This window comes from Bradyrhizobium sp. SZCCHNRI20481 (genome assembly GCF_032485055.1).
Taxonomy (GTDB): domain Bacteria; phylum Pseudomonadota; class Alphaproteobacteria; order Rhizobiales; family Xanthobacteraceae; genus Bradyrhizobium.
Map to the genome: position 1 here is coordinate 203,732 of NZ_JAUEUE010000005.1, position 22,971 is coordinate 226,702.

20 protein-coding genes and 2 pseudogenes are annotated in these 22,971 nt (G+C 64.2%); 17 read left to right on the forward strand and 5 right to left on the reverse strand.

Features of this window, described 5'->3' with window-relative positions; translation table 11 throughout:
• Positions 1-156 precede the first annotated feature (156 nt).
• Positions 157-1,911 carry an arsenical pump-driving ATPase gene (gene arsA, locus QX132_RS09865; RefSeq protein ID WP_316160928.1) on the forward strand — a complete coding sequence of 585 codons (1,755 nt, stop codon included), beginning with the start codon at positions 157-159 and terminating at the stop codon, positions 1,909-1,911.
• A 43-nt stretch (positions 1,912-1,954) separates the two neighbouring features.
• Positions 1,955-2,566: pseudogene (locus QX132_RS09870) on the forward strand (type IV secretory system conjugative DNA transfer family protein); the annotation flags it as partial.
• 226 nt (positions 2,567-2,792) lie between these two features.
• On the opposite strand, the gene QX132_RS09875 reads toward QX132_RS09870, so the two are convergent.
• Positions 2,793-3,050 (reverse strand): hypothetical protein, encoded by a 258-nt coding sequence (locus QX132_RS09875; protein ID WP_315736036.1) that lies wholly within the window; start codon positions 3,048-3,050, stop codon positions 2,793-2,795.
• A gap of 243 nt (positions 3,051-3,293) precedes the next feature.
• Here QX132_RS09875 and QX132_RS09880 point away from each other — a divergent pair, with 243 nt between their 5' ends.
• The 4 genes and pseudogenes from QX132_RS09880 to QX132_RS09895 all read left to right on the forward strand — a co-directional run bounded on the left by QX132_RS09880 (position 3,294) and on the right by QX132_RS09895 (position 7,545).
• Positions 3,294-3,968, forward strand: coding sequence for a Spy/CpxP family protein refolding chaperone (locus tag QX132_RS09880; protein ID WP_316160931.1), 675 nt, complete (start codon positions 3,294-3,296; stop codon positions 3,966-3,968).
• A 161-nt stretch (positions 3,969-4,129) separates the two neighbouring features.
• Positions 4,130-4,291, forward strand: a pseudogene (locus tag QX132_RS09885) (DUF3141 domain-containing protein); the annotation flags it as partial.
• 963 nt (positions 4,292-5,254) lie between these two features.
• Positions 5,255-6,853, forward strand: coding sequence for an adenylosuccinate synthetase (locus QX132_RS09890; protein WP_316160932.1), 1,599 nt, complete (start codon positions 5,255-5,257; stop codon positions 6,851-6,853).
• Entirely contained in the window at positions 6,850-7,545 is a 696-nt protein-coding gene (locus QX132_RS09895) for a DUF7002 family protein (protein ID WP_316160934.1), read from the forward strand. Before QX132_RS09890 ends, QX132_RS09895 begins: the two co-directional genes overlap by 4 nt.
• 8 nt (positions 7,546-7,553) lie before the next feature.
• Here QX132_RS09895 and QX132_RS09900 read toward each other — a convergent pair whose 3' ends face one another.
• Together QX132_RS09900 and QX132_RS09905 are read right to left on the reverse strand one after the other, a co-directional pair.
• Entirely contained in the window at positions 7,554-8,897 is a 1,344-nt protein-coding gene (locus QX132_RS09900) for a hypothetical protein (protein WP_316160936.1), read from the reverse strand.
• 154 nt (positions 8,898-9,051) lie between these two features.
• Positions 9,052-9,612 carry a hypothetical protein gene (locus QX132_RS09905; RefSeq protein WP_316160937.1) on the reverse strand — a complete coding sequence of 187 codons (561 nt, stop codon included), beginning with the start codon at positions 9,610-9,612 and terminating at the stop codon, positions 9,052-9,054.
• A gap of 1,238 nt (positions 9,613-10,850) precedes the next feature.
• Here QX132_RS09905 and aqpZ point away from each other — a divergent pair.
• The 3 genes from aqpZ (at position 10,851) to QX132_RS09920 (ending at position 12,741) form a co-directional block, all read left to right on the forward strand.
• On the forward strand, positions 10,851-11,603 hold the full coding sequence (gene aqpZ / locus QX132_RS09910) for an aquaporin Z (RefSeq protein ID WP_316160938.1): 753 nt from the start codon (positions 10,851-10,853) through the stop codon (positions 11,601-11,603).
• Positions 11,604-11,732: 129 nt separating this feature from the next.
• Positions 11,733-12,437: a hypothetical protein gene (locus QX132_RS09915; protein ID WP_316160939.1), complete on the forward strand. Its 705-nt coding sequence runs from the start codon at positions 11,733-11,735 to the stop codon at positions 12,435-12,437.
• Positions 12,438-12,555: 118 nt separating this feature from the next.
• Positions 12,556-12,741 carry a hypothetical protein gene (locus QX132_RS09920; protein WP_315736055.1) on the forward strand — a complete coding sequence of 62 codons (186 nt, stop codon included), beginning with the start codon at positions 12,556-12,558 and terminating at the stop codon, positions 12,739-12,741.
• Positions 12,742-12,774: 33 nt separating this feature from the next.
• Here the strand turns inward: QX132_RS09920 and QX132_RS09925 are convergent, their stop codons facing one another.
• Both QX132_RS09925 and QX132_RS09930 read right to left on the reverse strand, forming a co-directional pair.
• Positions 12,775-13,185: a flagellar basal body rod protein FlgC gene (locus QX132_RS09925; protein WP_315736057.1), complete on the reverse strand. Its 411-nt coding sequence runs from the start codon at positions 13,183-13,185 to the stop codon at positions 12,775-12,777.
• 140 nt (positions 13,186-13,325) lie between these two features.
• Positions 13,326-13,661, reverse strand: a complete 336-nt coding sequence (locus tag QX132_RS09930; protein ID WP_316160940.1) for a hypothetical protein — start codon at positions 13,659-13,661, stop codon at positions 13,326-13,328.
• Positions 13,662-13,959: 298 nt separating this feature from the next.
• Between QX132_RS09930 and QX132_RS09935 the strand changes: the two genes are divergently transcribed.
• From QX132_RS09935 to QX132_RS09970, 8 genes are all read left to right on the forward strand, one after another.
• Positions 13,960-14,910 carry a sugar-binding transcriptional regulator gene (locus tag QX132_RS09935; protein ID WP_315773572.1) on the forward strand — a complete coding sequence of 317 codons (951 nt, stop codon included), beginning with the start codon at positions 13,960-13,962 and terminating at the stop codon, positions 14,908-14,910.
• Between the two features lie 214 nt (positions 14,911-15,124).
• Positions 15,125-16,423, forward strand: a complete 1,299-nt coding sequence (locus QX132_RS09940) for a sugar ABC transporter substrate-binding protein (RefSeq protein ID WP_316161098.1) — start codon at positions 15,125-15,127, stop codon at positions 16,421-16,423.
• Positions 16,424-16,761: 338 nt separating this feature from the next.
• Positions 16,762-17,634, forward strand: a complete 873-nt coding sequence (locus QX132_RS09945; protein ID WP_316160941.1) for a sugar ABC transporter permease — start codon at positions 16,762-16,764, stop codon at positions 17,632-17,634.
• 4 nt (positions 17,635-17,638) lie between these two features.
• Positions 17,639-18,469 carry a carbohydrate ABC transporter permease gene (locus QX132_RS09950; RefSeq protein ID WP_316160942.1) on the forward strand — a complete coding sequence of 277 codons (831 nt, stop codon included), beginning with the start codon at positions 17,639-17,641 and terminating at the stop codon, positions 18,467-18,469.
• Between the two features lie 15 nt (positions 18,470-18,484).
• On the forward strand, positions 18,485-19,489 hold the full coding sequence (locus QX132_RS09955; protein ID WP_316160944.1) for an ABC transporter ATP-binding protein: 1,005 nt from the start codon (positions 18,485-18,487) through the stop codon (positions 19,487-19,489).
• A gap of 47 nt (positions 19,490-19,536) precedes the next feature.
• A complete protein-coding gene (locus tag QX132_RS09960) occupies positions 19,537-20,310 on the forward strand; it encodes an SDR family NAD(P)-dependent oxidoreductase (protein ID WP_315797725.1) in 774 nt (257 codons plus the stop codon).
• Positions 20,311-20,339: 29 nt separating this feature from the next.
• Positions 20,340-21,986, forward strand: a complete 1,647-nt coding sequence (locus QX132_RS09965) for an FGGY-family carbohydrate kinase (RefSeq protein ID WP_316160945.1) — start codon at positions 20,340-20,342, stop codon at positions 21,984-21,986.
• Positions 21,987-21,988: 2 nt separating this feature from the next.
• On the forward strand, positions 21,989-22,936 hold the full coding sequence (locus QX132_RS09970; RefSeq protein ID WP_316160947.1) for a carbohydrate kinase: 948 nt from the start codon (positions 21,989-21,991) through the stop codon (positions 22,934-22,936).
• Positions 22,937-22,971: the final 35 nt, after the last annotated feature.

Here is a 22,971-nt window from a genome sequence, read left to right on the forward strand (position 1 = left end):
CATCGCAACAGAGGAGCTCGCGGCGTTGCTATTGAATCTCCGCAGGTATCCCATCGCAAAGCGATGCAACGATGCGGTCATTTTGAACGCAACGCTCGTCGCACCCATCGGACTGACGGCAATTGCATGACTGCTGCGTCTGCAGGACAGCTTATTATGTCTCACTTTCGCGCGCTGAACGCCCCGACGCCGTATCTGTTTTTCACCGGGAAGGGTGGTGTCGGTAAGACGTCGCTTGCATGTGCCACCGCTGTTGGCCTCGCCGACCGTGGACTACGCGTTCTTCTCGTCAGTACCGACCCGGCGTCGAACCTGGACGAGATGCTCGAAGTCACTTTGACTGATCGCCCAGCGCCGGTGGCAAACGTGGCCGGACTTTCGGCGATGAATATCGATCCCGAAGCTGCTGCCGAGAGCTATCGCACCCGGGTCCTCGAACAGCTCGGACCGGAAGTCACCGCCGGTGAGCGGTCGACTGTGCGCGAGCAGCTCTCCGGAGCTTGCACCACCGAAATAGCCGCCTTCGACGAGTTCGTGGGACTGCTGGACGGCGATATGGCAGGATTCGATCACATCATATTCGATACGGCCCCGACTGGCCACACTCTACGGCTGCTCAGCCTGCCAAAGGCATGGACCGGCTTTCTCAAGGACAATGACCGAGGAGCCTCCTGCCTCGGGCCGCATTCAGGCTTGAAGATGCAGGAGGACCGCTTTCGCAAGGCGCTCGCGGCATTAGGCGATTCCGAGCGAACCACTATCGTTCTCGTCACCCGCGCCGACAAGGGGGCCATCCGTGAGGCGGCCAGAACATCGGGCGAACTCGATGCGCTCAATCTCTCGAACCAGCTCCTCGTGGTGAACGGGCGCTTCCACGCGGCGGATCGAACTGACGTCGTCGCGACTGCCCTTGAGCGGGATCAGGACGAGGCACTAGCGGCAATGCCTGCGTCGCTCACGAAACTTCCGCGAGACGAAATCCCGTTGCTTGGTTTCGACATCGTGGGTCTGACGGCTCTGAGGGCGCTTCTGTCGCCCTCCAGCCAGCCTTCAGTTGCTGCGAGCATGCCGAACCTGGAACCGGTTGACCTGCCGGGCCTGGACCGGTTGGTCGATGACATCGCGCGGGATAAGCACGGCCTCATCATGGTCATGGGCAAGGGCGGCGTCGGAAAGACGACGATTGCTGCCGCCATTGCCGTGGGATTGGCCAAGCGGGGTCATGCCGTCCACCTCAGCACCACCGATCCCGCAGCTCATGTCGCTTTCGTGGTCGATGGCGCCATGCCTGGCCTCACCGTTGACCGGATCGACCCTCGGGTCGAGACGGAGCGGTATGTCGCGAAAATCCTGGCAAGTCGGGGTCGTGATCTGGACGAGCAAGGCAAAGCTCTGCTGCTCGAAGACCTCGCTTCGCCATGTACCGAGGAAGTCGCCGTCTTCCATGCCTTCTCGCACATTGTTGCGGAGGCGCGTAGCGACTTCGTCGTGCTCGATACGGCGCCCACAGGCCACACGCTACTCCTGCTGGATGCGACCGGGGCCTATCATCGCCAGATGACAAGCCAACTTGCGCCAAGCGGAGCCGGGCGTATCGTCACCCCGCTAATGAGGCTGCAAGACCCCACCTACACAAGGGTGATCCTGGTGACGCTGCCGGAGACGACTCCGGTTTCAGAGGCCGCTGCTCTTCAGGAGGACTTGCGGCGCGCCCGCATTGAGCCATTCGGCTGGGTAATCAACAAATGCCCGATTGCATCGGGAACTCACGATCCCCTGCTGCGATCGCGGCTCGTCAGAGAGCGGACTCAGATCGCTCGCGTTCGGAACGGCCTCGCAGAGCGGGCATTCATGGTCGGTTGGCGAATCAAGTCTCCTGTTGGCGTGAGGGAGCTTGCGGCGCTGTCGTGATGACGGCGCCTTCCGACCTACGCGACCGGCGGCGAGATCGAAGTGGGCGGCCACGATGTGGGTGGCTTGGAGGCTCGGTTACCAACCTCAGCTTGGACAACCATGGTTCGAGCTGATCTCGGGAGTACCCATCTACTTCCCGCCAGCATTCTTCTGGTGGTGGTACGCCTATGACGCGTATGCGCCGCAGGTCTTCGTAGAGGGGGCTTACATCGCGTCGTCTGGCGGATTCATCTCGATCACGGTTGCCGTTGGCATGTCGGCATGGCGGGCGCGCGAAGCCAAGACTGCCGCGACCTACGGTTCAGCTCGCTGGGCGACGCATCAGGAGATTCGGGCTGCCGGCCTTACCGGCCCTGATGGTGTCGTGCTCGGGCGTTTCGAGCAAAATTACCTGCGTCATGATGGACCGGAACATGTGCCGTGCTTCGCGCCGACCAGGTCCGGTAAAGGCGTCGGTCTGGTGGTGCCAACGCTGCTGACCTGGCCGGGCAGCTGCATCGTTCACGACATCAAGGGCGAGAACTGGACCCTGACCTCGGGCTTCCGAGCCCAACACGGCCGGGTCTTGCTGTTCGATCCGACCAACGCGAAGTCAGCCGCCTATAATCCATTGCTGGAGGTGAGGCGCGGCGAGTGGGAGGTGCGCGACGTGCCGCTGCACCTTGATGAGCTCGACCTGTAGGTCGTGCAGCACGGCGCGATAGATCTTTCCGCTTTCGTGTTGTGCGGGTCGTCTTTTGGATGATTTCGACATTTGCTGACATCTGATGGCGTAGGCTCAAAAATAGCTCGCGCCTGACTTGGTGTCAGTCGGAATCAATATCGGCTGATTGGGTGCGGCGACCCGCAGGGGCGTCGCACCTACTCAACCTCGAAGCTCACCGCTCCTTGTCGCCCATGTGGTGCGGCGTCGACGTCGCGGGTCCGCCGCGGTAGTGGTGACCGCCGGTGCCCTGGGTCTTGGTGGAGACGCCGACCGTCTCCTTCTTGCCCATATGGTGGGGGACTTCGGTCTTCGGCCCTCCCTGATAGTGATGGCCGTTCTTTTCGGTGTCGGATGATCCGGTCTGCGCCATCGCTGGCAACGCAATGAGCGACAGGGCCGCGGCAGCGGCAAGAATTTTGGGAAGGGTCATATTGGCTTCTCCATTGTGAAACTTGGACGACAAATGTCGGGTCGCGGTCTTGCGTGAAGATCCCAGACGAAGCTCGTTTGCGCTGTGAAAAAATCCACATCAGCGAACGGATCGCTGACGATAAGAAACCGCGCAGGAAGCAATTTAGAGCTGGGATCGCTTCTAAGATTGACTTGCATCAATCGGTAGCCGGTAAAAATCGGCACTCATTGCGACCAATCAACTGATCAGCGGGAGGGTTCCATGAAACGTCTGGCACTGCCTGTCGCATTGCTGCTTGCAACGGCGAGCACAACGTCCTGGGCGCAATCGGCCGCCGATCACGAAGCGCACCATCCTGACCAGAAGGGGGCGCCCGCCGCCGCACAACCTCAGTCGCCTGCCGGCCAGCCCGGAATGATGGGACAAGGCATGATGGGTGGCAGGGGCATGATGGGCGGCAACATGCCCATGGGGAACATGATGGGGATGATGGGGCAATCGGGCGCTGAAGGGGGCTGCGCTGGCATGAGCGGGTTGGCCACCATCGACCGGGTCGAGGGACGGATTGCTTTCCTGAAGACCGAGCTCAAGATCACCGATGCGCAGGACGCCGCCTGGAATGCCTTCGCCGACGCACTCCGCACCAACGCAAAGAGCCTTGGCGAGGTGCGCGCCTCGATGATGCCGCAGACGGGGGCTGGGCAGCAAGGCTTGGTCGATCGTCTTGCGCTGCAGGAGAAGTGGCTGGCTGCGCGCCTGGAAGGCACCCGCGCGATGAAGTCGGCGCTGACAAACCTCGTCGGCACCCTTTCCGACGAACAGAAGAAAACCGCCGACGAACTCCTGGCGCCACATATGGGCATGAACGCGATGGCGCGCATGATGCCGTCCGGCCAGATGCAACCGGGAATGATGACGCAGGGTCAGGGACGGTAAGGCTCCGACTCGCCCATTGGAGGGCTGCCATGGCCCACGCTTCCCTCCCTGAGACCCTCCGCGAACGCAGATCGCAGGCTGGTCCAGTGGTCAGGCCATTGGCGGATTCTGCCGAACCGGCCGCCGGTGCCGCTCCGACGGCCGCCATCGGCGTGTGGCCTGGCGACAACATCACGCCGCCCCATCAGGCGCTCGGCTGGATTCCGAGTGTTTACTCCGACACGGACGACCTGAAGCGGGCGGGCTAGCGCATCGTCTATCTCATCAACCCGCATGTCGGGCATCTCGGCATCTTCGTATCCGCGAGCGTCGCGCGTCTCGACTGAGCCGCGCTCTCTAATCCCAATCAACTCTGTCAAACAGCCTGCTGCTCGTCTCAGCCTTGCTCACGGCCATGCCGCCGCGATCCCGCGGCCGTGTTGGCCCGAGCTCTGCTGCAGTTGGCGTCCTCTAAGGTTGAGAGGGCGCGGGGAAGGCCGGGTGCTGGTCGCACCCGCGGTCCGCGTGCAGCAAGAAAGCACGCGGCAGAACCACAGGTACGGCCGAACATCCGGCCTTCCCCGCGCGATGGCTTTACGGCTTATACGCGATCTCCCCGGGGACCGGCTGTGTTGCCCCCGTCGCCCGCTGCGCTCGTCATGAGCGCCGCGACCTTGGCGCCAGCATCGGGGCGCCAGGACCACGCGACTTCGCCGTCCGCAGCTCATCAGTCGTCGCGCAAAAAGCGCCTGACGAAGCCGCGGCCACCGCATCCCCGCCTCACGTGCCGTGACGATCGCGATACGCCCCTCTCGGCGAAGCAGGATGGCGGGAATAAAATCACTGATTTGGGGGTGGTGTCAACAGAGTTTCTGGTATTCGGAATTTATGGATTGCGTCCTTGCCTAGCCGCCGCATGTCGATTGGCCGTGTTAGCTAGCATCCGAACTCACGGACGATGCCGACCTGCTTCCCGAGCACGACGAAATGATCGCCGTTTGCCGCTCATCAGAAACACGTGGCAAGAAAAATGCAACGTCACCGTAATTCGTAAGTGCGCAATTGACCGCAATTGCCGTCACCGCAATTGCCAGGATCGGGTAATCATCTACCCTACGATGAGTACCTGAGACTCAATGCGCCGCAACAAGATCGATTGTCTGGTCGCACTGCTGCAGTGCATCCCAAAAAGGCTGACCATTAGTGCGAGGATCTCGCGGAAGTTGTGGGGAAGCCAATTCGGTGTGGACACATCAGCGCACGGTACATAACTTCTGAGGGACGCCAGCGCAATCAGAGGTTTACTCGTGCGTTACATTATTGCCATTTCGGGACCGGTTGCGGTCGGAAAGTCGGCCTTAGCCGACGAGCTACTTAAAAGGTTTAGTTCCCATCGGATTTCGACTCGACAGTTGTTGATCGACACCGGTTGTCCAAACGAGCGGGACGCTCTGATCGAAGCCGGCAAGCGCCTGGATATCCAGACCGGTGGCAGATGGGTCCGGGACGGCATCGCGCGCTACGTCACCGAGCACGCAGGCAAAGACGTGATCCTCGTCGATGCAGTGAGGACTGCGCCGCAGATCGCGTTTCTTCGCGAAACCTATGGCGAGCGGCTCGTCCACGTCTACGTCACGGCGCCGCTTGATGTGATCAAGAACCGTTACGAGGACCGCGGGTCGATCGCCGATAGCGGATTGACTTACGATCAGGTCAGGGCCGATCCCACCGAGGCGAACGTCTGGCTGCTAGGCAGCAAGGCCGATCGGGTGATCGTGAACCACAATAAGGAACCTGCCTCGTTGTTGGCGCTGGCCGTGGCGGGGTTAGGTCTTTTCCCGCTGGAACCGACGCCGAGCGTGGACGTGATCGTTGGCGGTCAATACGGTAGTGAAGGCAAAGGTCATATCTGCGCGCATCTCGCGCCGGGTTACGACGTCCTAGTACGGGTCGGCGGACCGAACGCTGGACACCGCGTGGCCTATCCGCCCTATGACTACATCCAGCTTCCGTCGGGCACGCAGTCGAACGTGAACGCCAAGATCCTCATCGGACCCGGCGCTACCATCAGGCCGTCGCAGATCATGAAGGAAATCCGAGAATGCGCCCTTGAAGGCGGAGACCGACTCGTCATCGACGAGCAGGCGATGATCATCGAGGACGCCGACGCCGAGATCGAGGCCGGTCCGCTGGAGTCGATCGGATCGACCAAGCAGGGCGTTGGCGTGGCGACCGCGCGCAAGATCCTTAACCGGGGCGACCAGCCAATCTTCGGAGCCAAGGTGCGGCTCGCGCGGCATCACCCCGATCTGAAGCCCTATGTCGGGTCCACGGCGCGCCATCTCGAAGACGCTTACTCGGCGGGTCGAAAGATCATGCTGGAAGGCACGCAGGGAACGGCGCTGAGCATCCATCATGGCAGCTATCCACACGTCACCTCGCGCGAGACGACCGCGGCCGGCTGTCTGGCGGATGCAGGCATCTCGCCGAGGCGGGTCCGCAAGATCATCATGCTGACCCGGACCTATCCGATCCGCGTCGGCGGCACCTCCGGACCGATGGGCAAAGAGATCAATGCCCAGACCATTGCGGATCGAGCGGGGCTGCCGCTGTCGCAGATTGAAAGGACCGAGGTCGGAACCGTGTCCGGCAAGAAGCGGAGAATGGCCGAATTCGATTGGGAGCAGTTGAGGCGCTCGGCCTCACTGAACGGCGCGACCGACATCGCGCTGAGCTTCTCGGACTACATAACCGCCGAAAACCAGAACGCGACGCGCTACGACCAGTTGTCGGTCGAGACGCATTCTTTCATCGCTGAGGTCGAGAGGGTGGCCAACGCGCCGGTCACGTTGATATCCACCAAGTTCGACCGCTTCGGCGTCATCGATCGAAGGAATTGGCGGTGAACGAAGAAGATCTGCTGAAGAACTATCCGCGTCTCTACCACATGGCTGAGGACGCGAGTTGGGAGTCGGTGGTCGAGCACGGCCTTCTGTCGACGACCGCGTTGCTCAACCTGTACAAATTCGAGGGGGAGGAACGGCGGAAGCTGGAATCGGAACGCCGGCCGGAATCGGTCAAGATATTGCGGGACGGCTTGCCGGTGGCCGTTGTGCGCGACCAAAAGCCGATGACGCGTGCGGCACTGGAGAAGTGCCTGACGGACGGCACGACGCCAGAAGAGTGGTTCGAGACTTTGAATGAGCGGGTGTTTTTCTGGCTGTCCAAGGATAGGCTTCGGGGACTTCTCGGGGCACGGGCCTATCGCAACAAGCCGCAGACCGTCATCACCTTGGATACGGCGAGCTTAGTCGGCGACCATCGGGACACCATCACGCTGAGCCCGATTAACAGCGGCGCCACGATCTACAGGCCGGTGCCGAGGGGGCGCAGCACCTTCATGTCCATTGCAGACTTTCCTTTCGACGATCGCCGGAAGCTAAAGAAAAAAGCGCTCAAGGATGCCGTGGTAGAGTTAACGGTTATGGGCGGCGTGCCCGACATCGAGAAGCACGCACTCGCGGCTCATCGGGTGTTCAAAGGCATCAAAGCCGTGCTTTGGCGCCGCGAGGGTAGCGATCCTTCCGAGGGACCCTAGGCGGCGGCCTAGACCGCCCAACTTTCGCTCAGACGCGCAGGGCGCTGGTGCTTGCGGAGCAGGTCGGCAACGTGGCTCGTCAATCCGACCTCGCCTCGGATGCGGACGCCGACACCTGCAGGCAATCGGTGCAGCAGGCTGCGCAACTCTTCCAGGCCGCTCGAAACGTCGAACGTCTCCCAACGTTCGGCTTCGCCCGGTACGAGCGTCGACGCGGCGCTGTCGGTGGCGCCCTTGTGGAGTTGCACAATCCAGACGCGCTTGCCGTCGTGGACCCATTCGAACCGCACCGGCCCGAGCCGTTCCTTCGTTCGGTGATAGATCGCCTCGACATCTTCCACGACATTCCTCGGCAGGCGTTCCGGCACCTTCTGGCCGAGCATGAAACGATCGCCCTCGCCAGCGGCGCCCTCTATGACGACTTTGCCGCGTGCGTCCGTGATGGCCGCACCCGCAAACGAGGCAGGTACTGCGGCTTGAGAGAGGATCCCCGAGATGGCTTCGCCGGTCGGATCTTCGGCGTTCAGCAGACGGAACGGATCCAGCCACCCTTTGCTCGTGGTGAACCTGCCGGGCTCCTGCTCCCGAGGGCACGTGCGCGTCCACACTTCCTTTGACGACGTCGTCTCACCGAATGTGAAAGGAGCGATCCGCCGTGAGATGCAGGTTGTGCGGGGAACGGGCAGACCGATGACGTGAGCGATCAACAGACCGAAAGACTTGTCGCCGATCAACCGGCTGAAGCGGTTCGGCCACTTAACAGCCGCCCTGGCCGGGGCGCTGTCCGAGCCTTCATATTCCCACATTAAGGTGTGGGTTCGCCGCCAGCCGCGCGGCTTGGGGTGGACGCTGAATTCGAGCCGTCCACGACCGGCGTCGACCGTTTCGACGGGAATTCCGTACACACGCTCGATGAGCGCGAGAGCCCAGTCTAGTGGAAGAGACGCGGTGCCGCCCTTCTCCACGCAGCGCGGCGTGTCGTCGGGCGCAAACTCGGCCACTCCGCCCTGGATGACGCCGGATACGCCGCCGTCGGAGACGTCAACCGTCTCATTAGCGATGACGAAGAGGCCCTCAGCTGACATGCTTCGGACCAGTGCCTCGATCTGTGCGAGATCGGAGAGGCCGTAGTGAAAGTCGCGGCTTCTCGGACTGTCGGGTGTGAAGCTTCGAAGATTTATCGTCCCTTCGGGACTGTGCTCAATCAGGCCGCGAATTGCGTCCGACAGCGACGGGAACCTATGGTTAGCGTCGAACCCGGTGACTCGGCAGAATTCCTGCCGCGGCCGCTTCGGGTCAGGGGAAAAGCTCACGAACTGCGCGACATTTCCGACGCGCGCGAGCTCGTCCAACGATATGTCCTTACGCAACGACATCAATCCCGCCCCTGTTACGCGTCCCGTTCCGGCATAAAGACGCAAACAGCGAGATCCTCCAGCTGACCTCGGGAAATATCACCACCTTTCACCGAACTCACCGGGCCTGGGATTACCCCTTGACAATCCTTTACTGCCGGAGCGCCTCGAAACGCTCGAGCCACATACTCTTGGCGATCTCCGGCGGCAGATGTCGGACCACGATCGGAGCCGGAGTGATCGACATTCCGCTTAGCCAGCCGTCGGTCCCGGACGGCATGATCTGCCGTTGTTCGGCAGCCAGCACCCTCAGATCGGCCTCCTTGATCTGCGGCGGAAGAGGGGAGGTTACGCCGAACCGCTTCAGGATTGCATTCTGGACGGCGGCTTCGATCCGCTTGAAGTCAGGAAGCATCTGCTTCAGCGGCCGCGTTATGTCGCCGATAAAAGCCTCGGCGGCATCGTGGAGAAGCGCTTCGAATTCGAAACCTTCGGCGACGTCGCTCACCAGGAGGCTGTGCTCGGCGACCGAGTAAAATCGGCTGCATTGACCCGAGTACCGGCAGATGTGTGCGAGCCCATGGGCGATGTCTTCGACCGTGAAGTCGCTGGTGTGCGGAGATGCAAAGTCGAACCATGCGCCACTATGGAGCCTAATCGACGGTCCCACTTCGACCTTGACTGCGACCATCGCGCTGTTCTTCCAAGACATCGATCTCACCAATATAAGTCAGCGCGCGAGATGGCGCCATTGGTCGGATCTTGCACGGTTTTTGTTGCAAGTAAAACAAAAATGAAGCAGATATTCGCTATTATCCTCTTCTCAGAACGCTGTCATGCCCCGAGGAACGATCGGTCACCCCGCGGTCGCGCGGTTGCGAGAGCTTGCGGACGAGCGCTCTTGGAGCAAGCGTGAGTTGGCTAGGCGCCTTGGCTTAAATCATTCCCTCGTCACAAGGGCGCTTGCCGGTCATCCCGTAACGCAGACCAACGCCAGTCTAATCGAGCAAGGACTTGATCGCCTGCGGCATGGCGAAAGGCCGCCGATCGATGTTTCATTTGCAACAGAGTTGTTGCTTTTGATGCAGCGAGCTTTGAGAGCCTATGAATTGTCGCAAGATACCAAGAAGCGCAGTCGAAAGCCCTGACGCCGGATGCCTTTCTTGCCAGGGATTACGGTGACGCTCCACTAACGCCGAGGCATCCGGCACGCCGAGGCCCACCCCCGCGAACAAGCCGGCCGATCAGGAGCCGAAATAGCGGCTAGATGTCGATGTGACCTCTCTCACGGTCAGCCGCGCGATTGCGCGTCAATGTAGTCCCATGTGGTCCTGGCACGCCGAACAAGGGATGTGATGACATGCGCTGGAGTGACTCAGCCAAGGGATTTGCGGTGGTCGTGGTGGTGACTGTCGCCGGATATCTGTCCACGACCTATGTCGACCACCGATTTGCCGCGCTTGATGCATCCTCGGATGCGACAACGAGCCCGGCCCCGACAGCCTCCGCTTGCGTCGGCGAAGACGGGCGCTGGCACAATTGGCCATGGGCGAATGTGCCGATGCTCTCGCCGGCGTGTCGGCAAAATCGATAGCACGTCGGGCGGATGAGCGGAGCGTAATCCGCCATGCGGGATCATCGATGTCGGCTTTGGACCGTCGGCCGCAAGCTCGATGAGCAACCCCTCGCCGATCAAGCTGGTCCACGGCAGGAACGAGCTTCCTCCAGGAATGAGCGCCGACGGCTGTTGGCAAGCAGCGTAAGCTGGCGGATTACGCTTCGCTCATCCGCCCTACGAACTACGAACGGTCGGACTCTTTCTGACTCAAAGTCACAGGCATCCCACGACAGCCACGAATCGCCTTTGACTCCAGGTTGCCAAAGTGATCATCTTCTCCATTGACGGGAGAGGCGGGCTCCAGCCAATCACACGCACCCAGGGAGGCGATGATGAACGGCAACAACAACAAGCTCGTGGCGGAGGGGATCGGGACGTTCTGGCTCACGTTCGGCGGTTGCGGCAGTGCGGTGATCGCGGCCGGCGTGCCGGATGTCGGGATCGGCATGCTCGGCGTGTCGCTCGCGTTTGGGCTCACCGTGGTGACCATGGCCTATGCGATCGGGCACATCTCGGGCTGTCATCTCAATCCGGCTGTCACCGTGGGGCTGGCCTGCGGCGGGCGGTTCCCGACCGGGCTGATCGTGCCCTACATCATCGCGCAGGTGGTTGGCGCGATCGTTGGCGCGGCCGTGCTGTATGCGATCGCCAGCGGGGCGCCGGACTTCAGCACGGCGAGCGGCTTTGCCGCCAATGGCTATGCGGAGCATTCGCCTGGCAAATATGGGTTAGGGGCCTGCCTGCTCAGCGAGTTCGTGCTGACGATGATGTTCCTGTTCGTGATCATGGGCGCGACCCATGGCAAGGCGCCGGTGGGATTTGCGCCGCTGGCGATCGGGCTTGCGCTGACGCTCATTCACCTGATCAGCATCCACGTCACCAACACCTCGGTGAACCCGGCGCGCAGCACCGGGCCGGCGCTGTTCGTCGGCGGCTGGGCGCTGGCGCAGCTCTGGCTGTTCTGGGTGGCGCCGCTGCTCGGCGGCGCGGCCGGCGGCTTCATCTATCGCTGGCTGAGCCCGGAGCCGGCCGGCGAGGTGACCGGCGAGCGGACGGGGCAGGGCGCGGTCGCGAAAAGCGCCTAGGAAGATCTCCTCACGCGGTTGGATCGGGCCGCGTCACGGCCGATGCTGCGGTCGCGCCGCTCTTGATCGCCGCCGGCTCTGTTGGATAATGCGCGCCTTGTCAGCGTTCACGATCTTGCAGGTGCGGTGATGAGCCGGGGGAACAAGGAGCCGGTGTCCGATCGCGTCGCTAGGGCGGCCGAGGCGCTGCTGGCCGAGCAGCACTACGTCAGCATCGCCGACCTGTTCTGTGGCCTCGGCTGGCTCGATGCGAGCTTGCTGGAGCAGTGGCGGCGCGGGCAGGTCGGCTCGCTGGAGGAGGTCACGCGCTCCGGTCTCCCGCGCATCAAGGAGGCGATGACGCATGTTCGTGCCTGGGCGCTCGCCAAGGGGCTGAGCCCGAGCGAGACCGCCTATGTCGCACAGACGCCAAGCCGGCAGCCGCTGCGGTTCAGCCGCAGCAATGATCCGCAACTTGAAGAGCTGTTCCGGACGCACTGGGTCTCGCCGGCGCTCTCCGAGAAGAAGCGCGAGCGTGTGGCAGCGAAGGCGAGCCGGGTGCCGGAGCTGGTGGCGATCCTGCCGACGCGGGACGGTTGGAGCTGTCATCGCTGCGGCGGGACCGGCGATTTCCTGATGATGGAGGACGGTGGTCCGGCATGCCTCTCATGCGTTGGTCTCGGCGATCTCGTCTTTCTGCCCGCGGGCAACGCGCTGCTGTCGCGGCGGGCCAAGGCGAAGAGCAAGCGCCATGCGGTCGTGGTGCGCTTCAGCCGGACGCGTGGGCGATACGAGCGGCAGGGGCTGCTGGTCGAGCCGCAGGTGCTGGCCGAGCTGGGCAAGGACACCGCGTGAGCACGGCGCAGGACGCGCCGCCGATCGTCTCCATGATCCCGCCGTGCTACGATGCTCGTCCGGAGCGGGGCATCCGATGCGCCTGCTCCGGCGTTCTGCTGCGACAGGTGAGGCCGCAATGTTCGTCGACTTGCCCGGTGGCTGGCCGCATGATCCGAAACCGGAGCCGCCGAAGCGGCGGCTGTCGCCGCGGCGTGAAAGGCTGCTGCTCGTGCTGATCGGCTTCAACATGATGCTGCTTATGGTCGCACCTATCGGCGGTGCCACGCTGATCCACTGGCTGGTCGCCGCACTCTCGCGCTGACGCGGCGCGAGCCGCCGAGCTGTCGAGGCCGGCCTACACCTTCATGTCGATCACGGTCCGGCTCATCTCGTCGCTCGCCTTCAGCACTTTTGCATTCGCGGCAAAGCTGTATTTGGCGACGAGCTGGCTGATCATCTCCTGCGCGAGATCGACATTGGGCGCCGCGACCAGGCCGTCCTTGTTGGCGAACGGCGCCGAGGGATCGTAGCTCGCTGTGGTCCCGGAGCCTGCACGGGTGATGGTCGTCTGCGTGCCGCCGCCGGCGACGTCGCTCTGCACCAGATCGAGCGGCACATAGGCTTTCGGGGCGCCCGCCGGCAGCGTGCCGTCGGCATTGGGCAGCGCGCCGGTGCTCCGTGCATTGGCGACGTTCGAGGCGGACACCTCGAGGCGGCGCGAAGCCGCGTTCATGCCGGAAACTGCGATGGTTGCGGTGGGGCTCATGGGACGCTTGCCGACGACGATGATCCCCGCAGCTAAGCCCTGCGCGTGCCAAGCAAGCGTCAACATCGGCCGCGACATTCGATCGTTCGCGGCAAGGTTTCGTTGACCATCGGCCGGTCGCCAGCGGCGGCCGACGGCGCTCAGGACGCGCTGTTCTGATCGTCACGCAGCAGCGCCAGGGCGCCCGCCGCGTCCTCCGCGGCGGAGACGAGCACATATTCGCCGCGCGCCGTGCGGACGCCGCCGGTGACGACGACCGCCCGCTTCGGGCACAGGCCGAAGCAGCTCGTCATGACGACGCGCGCGGGCTTCTCGCGGGGGCCACTGCCGCGCTCACGCTCTGATGTCAGCGCATGCTTGATCGCCTTCTTGCTGGCCTTCTTGGTGGCCTTGGGGTCATCGCTGCGCTTCAGGCATTTGCGGCAGACGAGCACCGGCGCGGCGCGGTTGGGGCGGACGAGGGGAGGGACAGCCATGCCTCCCAGCTAAGCGGCCTCCCGAGACGCCGCATCCCTCATGGATGGGGAGCCGTTGTGCGGCCGGCGAGGTTCCGGGGCCAGCGCGCCGGTCGTTGCGCCGCAACCTGCCGAGGTTGGGCTATTGCCCATGGTCCGAGCATATGATCTGGTCTGGGCGAGGCTGCTGCGCCCGCCTGGGGATGGCGGCGGGCTTCGGTTCCCGGCGCCGCGGCCGCCATGCCATAGTGCTGGCCGATCCGCGTCGAGCCTCTGCTTGGCCGGGGTAGCAGCGACTGGAAGGAGACCGCGCGGCGTCATGGCGGGCAGCGACAGCGACAAATCACGGCTGGACGACGCCGCCCGCGCCGGCTGGCTGTATTTCATCGCCGGCCATACCCAGGACGAGATCGCGCGGATGCTGCAGGTGTCGCGCGCCTCCGCGCAGCGGCTGGTGTCGCTGTGCCTTGCCGAGCGGCTGATCACCTTCCGGCTCGAGCACCCCATCGCGTCCTGCATGGCGCTCGCCGCCCAGCTCAAGGAGCGGTTTGCGCTGGTGCATTGCGAGGTGGTGCCGACCGACCCGGCTGCGCCCACCGGGTCTGCAGGAATCGCCGAACGCTGCGCCAACCTGCTGGAGACGACGTTGCGGGCCGAGACGCCGGTCATCATCGCGCTCGGAACGGGGCGGGCGGTGCGGGCCGCGGTCGAGCGCGTCACGCCGATCGACCGCCCCGAGCACCAGATCGTCTCGCTGGTCGGCAACATCCTGGCCGACGGCTCTGCGAGCTTCTTCGACACCGTCGGCCGGCTCGCCGATCGCACCGGCGCCCGGCACTACCCGATGCCGCTGCCGTTCCTGATGGGCACCGAGGACGAGCGCGACCGCATGGTCCGGCTCGATGCCATCGCCAAGGTCAAGGCGGTCGCCGACAAGGCCGACCTCAAGCTGGTCGGCATCGGCCAGATGGACCAGAAGGCGCAGATGCATGTCGACGGCTTCGTCACCCGCGACGAGCTCACCGAGATGATGCGGCTCGGGGCCATCGGCGAGATCACCGGCTGGGCCTATGACGCCAAGGGCAAGGTGATCGCCGGCGGCACCAACCGCAGGCTCACCAGCATTCCACCCGAGGTGCCGGCGCGCGCCATGACCATCGCGGCGGCGCTCGGTCCGGCGAAGGTCCCGGCGATCCGCGCTGCGCTCAAGGGGCGGCTGATCAACGGCCTGATCACCGACGAGGCCACGGCGCGCGCCGTCCTGGCGTGACAGCCTTAGGCCTGCGCCGCTGACCTCTGCGGCAACGGCGCGGCTCTTTCAATCCAAGGTCATTTTCTTGCCGCGCCGCACAACCTGTGGGCGCCGACGCATGCTTGACAAAGTCTGACCGGTGTTGTGAACATCAGCTCAGCCCGTGAGCATATGTTCACGCATCGCGGGATTAAGGGAGGACACCGTGAAGACCATCTTCACTCGGACGAGCATGCTTTGCGCGCTGGCAGGCGCTGCGCTCCTGACCGCGCCCGTCATGGCCGAGACCAGCCTGACCATCGCCACCGTCAACAACGGTGACATGATCCGGATGCAGGGCCTCACCAGCGAATTCACCAAGGCCAATCCCGACATCTCCGTGAAATGGGTGACGCTGGAGGAGAACGTGCTGCGCCAGCGCGTCACCACCGACATCGCTACCAAGGGCGGCCAGTTCGACATCCTCACCATCGGCACCTACGAGGTGCCGATCTGGGCCAAGAAGAACTGGCTGGTGCCGCTCGACAAGCTCGGCGCCGACTACGACGCGAACGACATCCTGCCCAAGATCAAGGATGCGGTCTCCGTCGACGGCAAGCTCTACGCCGCGCCGTTCTACGGCGAGAGCTCGATGGTGATGTACCGCACCGACCTGTTCGACAAGGCCGGGCTGAAGATGCCGGAGAGCCCGACCTGGGACTTCGTCATCGATGCCGCCAAGAAGCTCACCGACAAGCAGGGCGGCGTGTTCGGCATCTGCCTGCGCGGCAAGGCCGGCTGGGGCGAGAACATGGCGTTCCTGACCGCGATGTCGAACTCGTTCGGCGCGCGCTGGTTCGACGAGAAATGGCAGCCGCAGTTCAACACGCCGGAATGGAAGAAGACGCTGTCGACCTATGTCGAGCTGATGAAGGAGGCCGGCCCTCCCGGCGCCAGCTCGAACGGCTTCAACGAGAACCTGGCGCTGTTCAACTCCGGCAAATGCGCGATGTGGATCGATGCCACCGTGGCGGCCTCGTTCGTGACCAACCCGAAGGAATCGAAGGTCGCCGACAAGGTCGGCTTCGCGCTGGCGCCGAACACCGGTCTCGGCAAGAACGCCAACTGGCTGTGGGCGTGGAGCCTCGCGGTGCCCGCCGGCTCGCAGAAGGTCGAGGCGGCCGAGAAGTTCATCGCCTGGGCGACCAGCAAGGACTATCTCAAGCTCGTCGCCTCCAAGGACGGCTGGGCCAACGTGCCGCCGGGCACGCGCACCTCGCTCTACAAGAACGAGGAGTATCTGAAGGTCGCGCCGTTCGCCAAGCTGACCCTGGCCTCGATCGATGCCGCCGATCCGAACAAGCCGACCGTGAAGCCGGTGCCGTATGTCGGCGTGCAATACGCCGCCATTCCGGAATTCCAGGGCATCGGCACCGCGGTGGGACAGCAGTTCTCGGCGGCACTCGCCGGCTCGATGACCGTCGATGCGGCGCTGGCGGCGGCGCAATCGTCCACCGAACGCGAGATGAAGCGCGCCGGCTACATCAAATAGGCGCGCCACGTCCATCAGCTCGAAGCCAAAACTCCTCCCGAGCTGATCACTGGCGGCCATCCCTCCCCACAGGGATGGCCGCATTTTTTCTCCGGTCGAACGCGACGCGCGAGACCCGTAGGGTGGGCAAAGCGAAGCGTGCCCACCGTCCGGCCGCGAACCGTGAAGACGGTGGGCACGGCGCTCCGCGCCTTTGCCCACCCTACGGCTAGCCATCAGCTCGTCATTGCGAGGAGCCGAAGGCGACGAAGCAATCCAGAGTCCCGCCCGTGTTCTGGATTGCTTCGCTTCGCTCGCAATGACGGCAATATCTGTCGAGCGAACAAGGAACGGCGGTCATGGCCACCAGACAGACGCAAATCCTGGCCCGCGCGCTGCTGTCGCCCGCGGTCATCCTGCTGTTCATCTGGATGATCGTGCCGCTGGCGCTGACAGTCTATTTCTCCACGCTGCATTACAGCCTGCTCGATCCCGGCTCCGAGCGCTTCGTCGGCCTGGAGAATTTCGAGTACTTCCTCACCGATCCCGCCTTCCTCGCCTCGCTGCAGAATACGCTCGTCCTGGTCGGCTCGGTGCTGCTGCTGACGATCGGTCTCGGCATTCCCCTGGCGCTGCTGCTCGACCAGCCGGTGATTGGCCGCAACATCATCCGCCTGATGGTGATCGCGCCGTTCTTCGTGATGCCGACCGTCAGCGCGCTGGTGTGGAAGAACCTCTTGATGCACCCGGTGTCCGGCCTGTTCGCGTGGATCGCGACCTCGCTCGGAATGACGCCGATCGACTGGTTCACCGATGCGCCGCTGCTCGCGGTCATCTTCATCGTCGCCTGGCAATGGCTGCCGTTCGCCACCCTGATCCTGCTGACCGCGCTGCAGTCGCTCGACGAGGAGCAGAAGGAGGCGGCCGAGATGGACGGCGCGAGCGCGCTGTCGCGCTTCATCTATCTGACCGTGCCGCATCTGGCGCGCCCGATCACGGTGGTGATCCTGATCGAGACCATCTTCCTGCTCACGGTGTTCGCCGAGATCTTCGTCACCACCGGCGGCGGACCGGGCCTGCAGACCACCAACATCGCCTTCCTGGTCTATTCGCAGGCGCTGATCCAGTTCGATGTCGGCACCGCCTCGGCCGGCGGCCTGGTCGCCGTGGTCATCGCCAACATCGTCGCCTTCTTCCTGGTCCGCATCGTCGGCCGCAATCTGGAGGCGTGACACCATGGCGCGCAAGGTCACCGGACGTCATGTCGTGATCTCGACGGCAGCCGCTTGGCTCGCCGGTTTCGTGATCTTCTTCCCGATCCTGTGGATGGTGCTGGCGAGCTTCAAGACCGAGCTGGAGGCGTTCGCGACGCCGCCGTCGTTCCTGTTCTTCCACTGGACAACCGAAAATTACGCCACCGTGCAGGAGCGCAGCGACTATCTGCACCACGCGCTGAACTCGCTGATCATCGCCGGCGGCTCGACCTTGATCGCGATGCTGATCGCCATTCCCGCGGCGTGGTCGATGGCGTTTGCGCCGACCAAGCGCACCAAGGACATCCTGCTCTGGATGCTCTCGACCAAGATGATGCCGCCGGTCGGCGTGCTCGTGCCGATCTACCTGATCTACAAGAACTTCGGTCTGCTCGACACCCGCACCGGGCTGGTCTTCATCCTCTGCCTCGGCAACCTGCCGATCGTGATCTGGATGCTGTTCACCTACTTCAAGGAGATCCCGAAGGACATCCTGGAAGCGGCGCGGATGGACGGCGCCACGATCGGGCGCGAGCTGATCTACGTGCTGACGCCGATGGCGATTCCAGGCCTCGCCTCGACGCTGCTGCTCAATCTCATCCTCGCCTGGAACGAGGCGTTCTGGACCTTGAACCTGTCGACCCTGAATGCGGCGCCGCTGACGACCTTCATCGCCTCCTATTCGAGCCCGGAAGGCCTGTTCTGGGCGCGGTTGTCGGCGGCCTCCACGCTCGCGATCGCGCCGATCCTGATCATCGGCTGGTTCAGCCAGAAGCAGCTCGTGCGCGGGCTGACCTTCGGCGCAGTGAAGTAACGAAAGGCTGGGATCATGGGACGGATCACGCTGGAAGGTGTGCAGAAATCGTTCGGGCCGGTCCACATCATCAAGGGCGCCGATCTCGACATTCCCGACGGCGCGTTCGTGGTGTTCGTCGGTCCCTCCGGCTGCGGCAAGACCACGCTGCTGCGGCTGATCGCAGGACTGGAGGACGTCTCCGGCGGCCGCATCCTGATCGACGGCAACAATGTCGTCGACGTGCCGCCGGCCAAGCGCGGGCTGTCGATGGTGTTCCAATCCTACGCGCTCTATCCGCATATGAGCGTGCGCGGCAACATCGCTTTCGGCTTGAAGATGGCCGGGCTGCCCAAGGCCGAGATCAACCAGAAGGTCGAGGCGGCCGCCGCGACCTTGAACCTCACGCCCTATCTCGACCGCAAGCCGCGCGAGCTCTCCGGCGGCCAGCGCCAGCGCGTCGCGATCGGCCGCGCCATCGTGCGCGAGCCCAAGGCGTTCCTGTTCGACGAGCCGCTGTCCAATCTCGATGCCGCGCTGCGGGTGCAGATGCGGCTCGAGGTGACGCGGCTGCAGAAGCAGCTCGGCACCACGGCGATCTACGTCACGCATGACCAGGTCGAGGCCATGACGATGGCCGACAAGATCGTGGTGCTCAATGCCGGCCGCATCGAGCAGTACGGCTCGCCGATCGAGCTCTATCAGCGCCCGGCCAATCTGTTCGTCGCCGGCTTCATCGGCTCGCCGAAGATGAACCTGATCACCGGCGCGGAAGCGGACAAACACCATGCGACCACGATCGGCGTGCGGCCCGAGCATGTCGCGGTTGTCGATGACGGACAGGGCTGGCCCGGCAAGGTCGTCATCGCCGAGCATCTCGGCAGCGACACCTTTCTCTATGTCGATGCGGGCGCGCTCGGCACGCTCACGGTGCGCGTCGTCGGCGAAAAGCGCCTCAGTGCCGGCGACGCCGTGACGCTGCGGCCGGAGCCGAACCGCATCTATCGCTTCGATGCCAACGGCAATTCGATCTTCGCATGAGAGGCGACGTCCCCTCCGGGCGTCAATGACAACAACGGACCACGACGATGTATCTGGAGAAATTCAAGCTGAACGGCAAGACCGCGCTGATCACCGGCGGCGGGCAGGGCATCGGGCTCGCCTGCGTCGAGGCGCTGGCGGAGGCGGGCGCGCATGTCGTGATCGCCGATCGCGACGCCAAGGCGGCGGCGGACGGGCAGGCGGCGATGAAGGCCAAGGGCTATGACACCGAGACCGCGCTGATGGACGTCACCGACTCGGCTCAAGTCAACGAGGTGGCCGACGATCTGGTCGCGCGCTACGGCGGCCTCGACATCCTCGTCAACAACGCCGGCATCGCGCGCAGCGAGACGCCGGCCGAGACCGTCACCGACGAGCACTGGCTCAACGTGCTCGACGTCAATCTCAACGGCACCTTCTGGTGCTGCCGCGCCTTCGGCAAGCACATGCTGGCGGCGAAGAGCGGCACCATCGTCAATATCGGCTCGATGTCCGGCTTCATTGTCAACAAGCCGCAGGAGCAGTGCTTCTACAACGCGTCCAAGGCTGCGGTGCACCATCTGACCAAGTCGCTGGCGGCCGAATGGGGCGCGCGCGGCATCCGGGTCAACGCGGTCGCGCCGACCTATATCGAGACGCCGCTGAACGCCTTCGTGAAGAGCAATCCGCGCATGTACGACGCCTGGATCGGCGGAACCCCGATGGGCCGCATGGGGCAGGTCGAGGAGATCGCGTCGGTCGTCCTGTTCCTGGCCTCGGAAGCGGCAAGTTTGATGACCGGCAGCGTCGTCGTTGTCGATGGCGGCTACACTTGCTGGTAAGCTCGCGTCAAGATTGACGGGAGCGAAACATGCGGCAGGCCTTTGTCGGTGTCGATGTCGGCACAACCAGCACGCGCGCCGGGATTTTCGACTGTAACGGCCGCCTGCTTGCCGCGGCGCGGCATCCGATCCAGACTTGGCACGAGGCCGGCGACGTCGTCGAGCAGTCGTCCGACGACATCTGGCGTGCCTGCTGCGCCTCGGTCAAAGCCGCGCTGGCGGGAGCTGCGATCGCGCCGGAGCTGATCAAGGGCATCGGCTTCGACGCGACCTGCTCGCTGGTGGCGCTGGACCCATCGGGTGCTCCCGTCACTGTCAGCAGCTCCGGCGAGTCCGCCCGCAACGTCATCGTCTGGATGGATCATCGCGCGCTGATGGAGGCGCGCGACATCAATGCGACCAGAGACGAGGTGCTGCGCTATGTCGGCGGCTCGATCTCCCCGGAGATGGAGATGCCGAAGCTGCTGTGGCTGAAGCGGCATCTGCGCAAGAGTTTCGATGCGGCAGGCCATTTCTTCGATCTCGCCGACTTCCTGACCTGGCGTGCGTCAGGCTCTTTGGCGCGCTCGATGTGCACCGTCACCTGCAAATGGAATTATCTCGCGCATGAGACGCGCTGGAGCGCGGCCTACTTTCGCCGCATCGGGCTGGAGGATTTCGTCGCAGAAGATTTCGCGCGGATCGGCACCGAGATCGTTGCGCCTGGCACGCCGCTCGGCCTTGGGCTGTCGCAGGACGCGGCCGAAGAACTCGGACTGGTTGCAGGCACACCGGTCGGTGCGGCGCTGATCGATGCCCATGCCGGCGGCATCGGCGCGATCGGCGGCCGCGCGGCTGAGCGCGGCGAGGTCGATGTCTGCGATCGCCTCGCCTACATCATGGGGACTTCGGCCTGCATCATGGCGACGACGCGCGCTCCGTCCTTCGTGCCTGGCGTATGGGGACCGTACTATCAGGGCATGGTGCCGGAGTTCTGGCTCAACGAGGGTGGCCAGTCCGCTGCGGGGGCTGCGATCGATCACCTGCTGCGCTCGCACCCAGCGTCTGCCGAGGCGACGGCCGCCGCGCGTGCCGAAGGGCTCGACGTCATCAGCTTCCTGGAGAAGCGGATCATGGCGCGAGTGCCGAATGCCGGCGCCGCTGCGCTGCTGGCGCGGGATCTCCACATCCTCCCTGAGTTTCTCGGCAACCGTTCGCCCTATGCCGATCCCGACTCGCGCGCCGTCATCGCCGGCCTCGATCTCGATACCGATATCTCAGCGATGGAGCGGCTGTTCGTGGCCGGGTTGTGCGGGCTCGCCTATGGCTTGGCCGACGTGATCGACGCCTTCGCCGCCAACGGCGTCAGCAGCCGGACGCTGGTCATGGCCGGCGGCGCCTCGCGCAGTCCGCTGGTGCGCCAGATCATGGCGGACACGACGGGGTTGACGGTGGCCTTGCCCGGCACCCAGGAGCCCGTGCTGCTCGGCGCGGCCATGCTCGGCGCGGTGGCGAGCGGCGGCTTTCGCTCAATCGGCGAAACGATGGCGTCGATGTCCTCGCTCGGCCGCCTCAGCGATCCGACCGATCCGGACATCGCGGCCTTCCATCGCCGCAAGCGCCGCATCCACGGCCTGCTGCGGACGCTTGATCGCGAGAGCCGTTCCGTGATGCATGGCGTCCATGGGGAGGCATGACCATGATCCTGAGCTGCGGCGATGCGCTGATCGATTTCGTCCCGGCCAGATCGGCCGACGGCCGTGATGCCTTGCGGCCGGTGGTCGGCGGCTCCTGCCTGAACGTCGCCGTCGGGCTGGCCCGGCTGGGCGCGCCGACCGGCTTCGTCGGTGGCATCTCGACCGACCTGTTCGGCACCATGATCGCGGCGCATGCCCAAGGCTCGAACGTCGATCTCGGCTACGCCACGCGCAGCCCGGACCAGACCACGCTCGCTTTCGTGCGCCATGTCGGCAGCGAGGCGCAGTACGCCTTCTACGACGCCGAGACCGCCGCGCGGAAATGGACGTTCCGGCCGGGCAGCATCCCCTTTGCCGACATTGATGCCATCCATGTCGGGTCGACCACGCTGATCCACGATCTCGGCGCCGCGCAGACCCGTGCGCTGATCGCCGCCACGCAGGGCGCGGTGACGATCTCCTTCGACCCGAACTGCCGTCCGAATCTGGTGACTGATAAGGCCGGCTATCGCGCTGACATGGATGGGTTTGCCGCAAGCGCCGACCTGATCAAGATGTCGGATGTCGATTTCGACTATCTGCATGGCCACGACGATTACGCTGCGCGGGCCGATGCGCTGCTGGCGCGCGGCACCGGCCTGGTCGTCGTCACGCGGGGTCCCAAGGGGGCGCTCGGCTGGCATGCGCAAGCCGGCGCGGTCGAAGTCGCGGTCCCCCAGGTCGAGGTGGTCGATACGATCGGGGCCGGCGACACATTCCAGGCGGGGCTCTTGTTCGCGCTGCGCAAGCTCGGCCGCATCGGCCGGGAGGCCCTGAGGGGATTGAGCCAGACCGAATTGCGCAAGGTGCTCGCCTTTGCCGGGGCGTGTGCGGCCGTCACCTGCACCCGCGAGGGCGCCGACCCGCCGCGCTGGGACGACATGGCTGCAACCTGGGATCGCCTGAGCTGAAGCACCCCATTGCACTCGTCATTGGGAACTGGTTG

Coding starts and splice junctions, on each gene's coding strand:
- arsA (WP_316160928.1), top strand. CDS start 157: ATGTCTCACTTTCGCGCGCTGAACGCCCCGACGCCGTATCTGTTTTTC.
- QX132_RS09875 (WP_315736036.1), bottom strand. CDS start 3,050: ATGACCCTTCCCAAAATTCTTGCCGCTGCCGCGGCCCTGTCGCTCATT.
- QX132_RS09880 (WP_316160931.1), top strand. CDS start 3,294: ATGAAACGTCTGGCACTGCCTGTCGCATTGCTGCTTGCAACGGCGAGC.
- QX132_RS09905 (WP_316160937.1), bottom strand. CDS start 9,612: ATGTCTTGGAAGAACAGCGCGATGGTCGCAGTCAAGGTCGAAGTGGGA.
- aqpZ (WP_316160938.1), top strand. CDS start 10,851: ATGAACGGCAACAACAACAAGCTCGTGGCGGAGGGGATCGGGACGTTC.
- QX132_RS09915 (WP_316160939.1), top strand. CDS start 11,733: ATGAGCCGGGGGAACAAGGAGCCGGTGTCCGATCGCGTCGCTAGGGCG.
- QX132_RS09920 (WP_315736055.1), top strand. CDS start 12,556: ATGTTCGTCGACTTGCCCGGTGGCTGGCCGCATGATCCGAAACCGGAG.
- QX132_RS09925 (WP_315736057.1), bottom strand. CDS start 13,185: ATGAGCCCCACCGCAACCATCGCAGTTTCCGGCATGAACGCGGCTTCG.
- QX132_RS09930 (WP_316160940.1), bottom strand. CDS start 13,661: ATGGCTGTCCCTCCCCTCGTCCGCCCCAACCGCGCCGCGCCGGTGCTC.
- QX132_RS09935 (WP_315773572.1), top strand. CDS start 13,960: ATGGCGGGCAGCGACAGCGACAAATCACGGCTGGACGACGCCGCCCGC.
- QX132_RS09940 (WP_316161098.1), top strand. CDS start 15,125: ATGCTTTGCGCGCTGGCAGGCGCTGCGCTCCTGACCGCGCCCGTCATG.
- QX132_RS09945 (WP_316160941.1), top strand. CDS start 16,762: ATGGCCACCAGACAGACGCAAATCCTGGCCCGCGCGCTGCTGTCGCCC.
- QX132_RS09950 (WP_316160942.1), top strand. CDS start 17,639: ATGGCGCGCAAGGTCACCGGACGTCATGTCGTGATCTCGACGGCAGCC.
- QX132_RS09955 (WP_316160944.1), top strand. CDS start 18,485: ATGGGACGGATCACGCTGGAAGGTGTGCAGAAATCGTTCGGGCCGGTC.
- QX132_RS09960 (WP_315797725.1), top strand. CDS start 19,537: ATGTATCTGGAGAAATTCAAGCTGAACGGCAAGACCGCGCTGATCACC.
- QX132_RS09965 (WP_316160945.1), top strand. CDS start 20,340: ATGCGGCAGGCCTTTGTCGGTGTCGATGTCGGCACAACCAGCACGCGC.
- QX132_RS09970 (WP_316160947.1), top strand. CDS start 21,989: ATGATCCTGAGCTGCGGCGATGCGCTGATCGATTTCGTCCCGGCCAGA.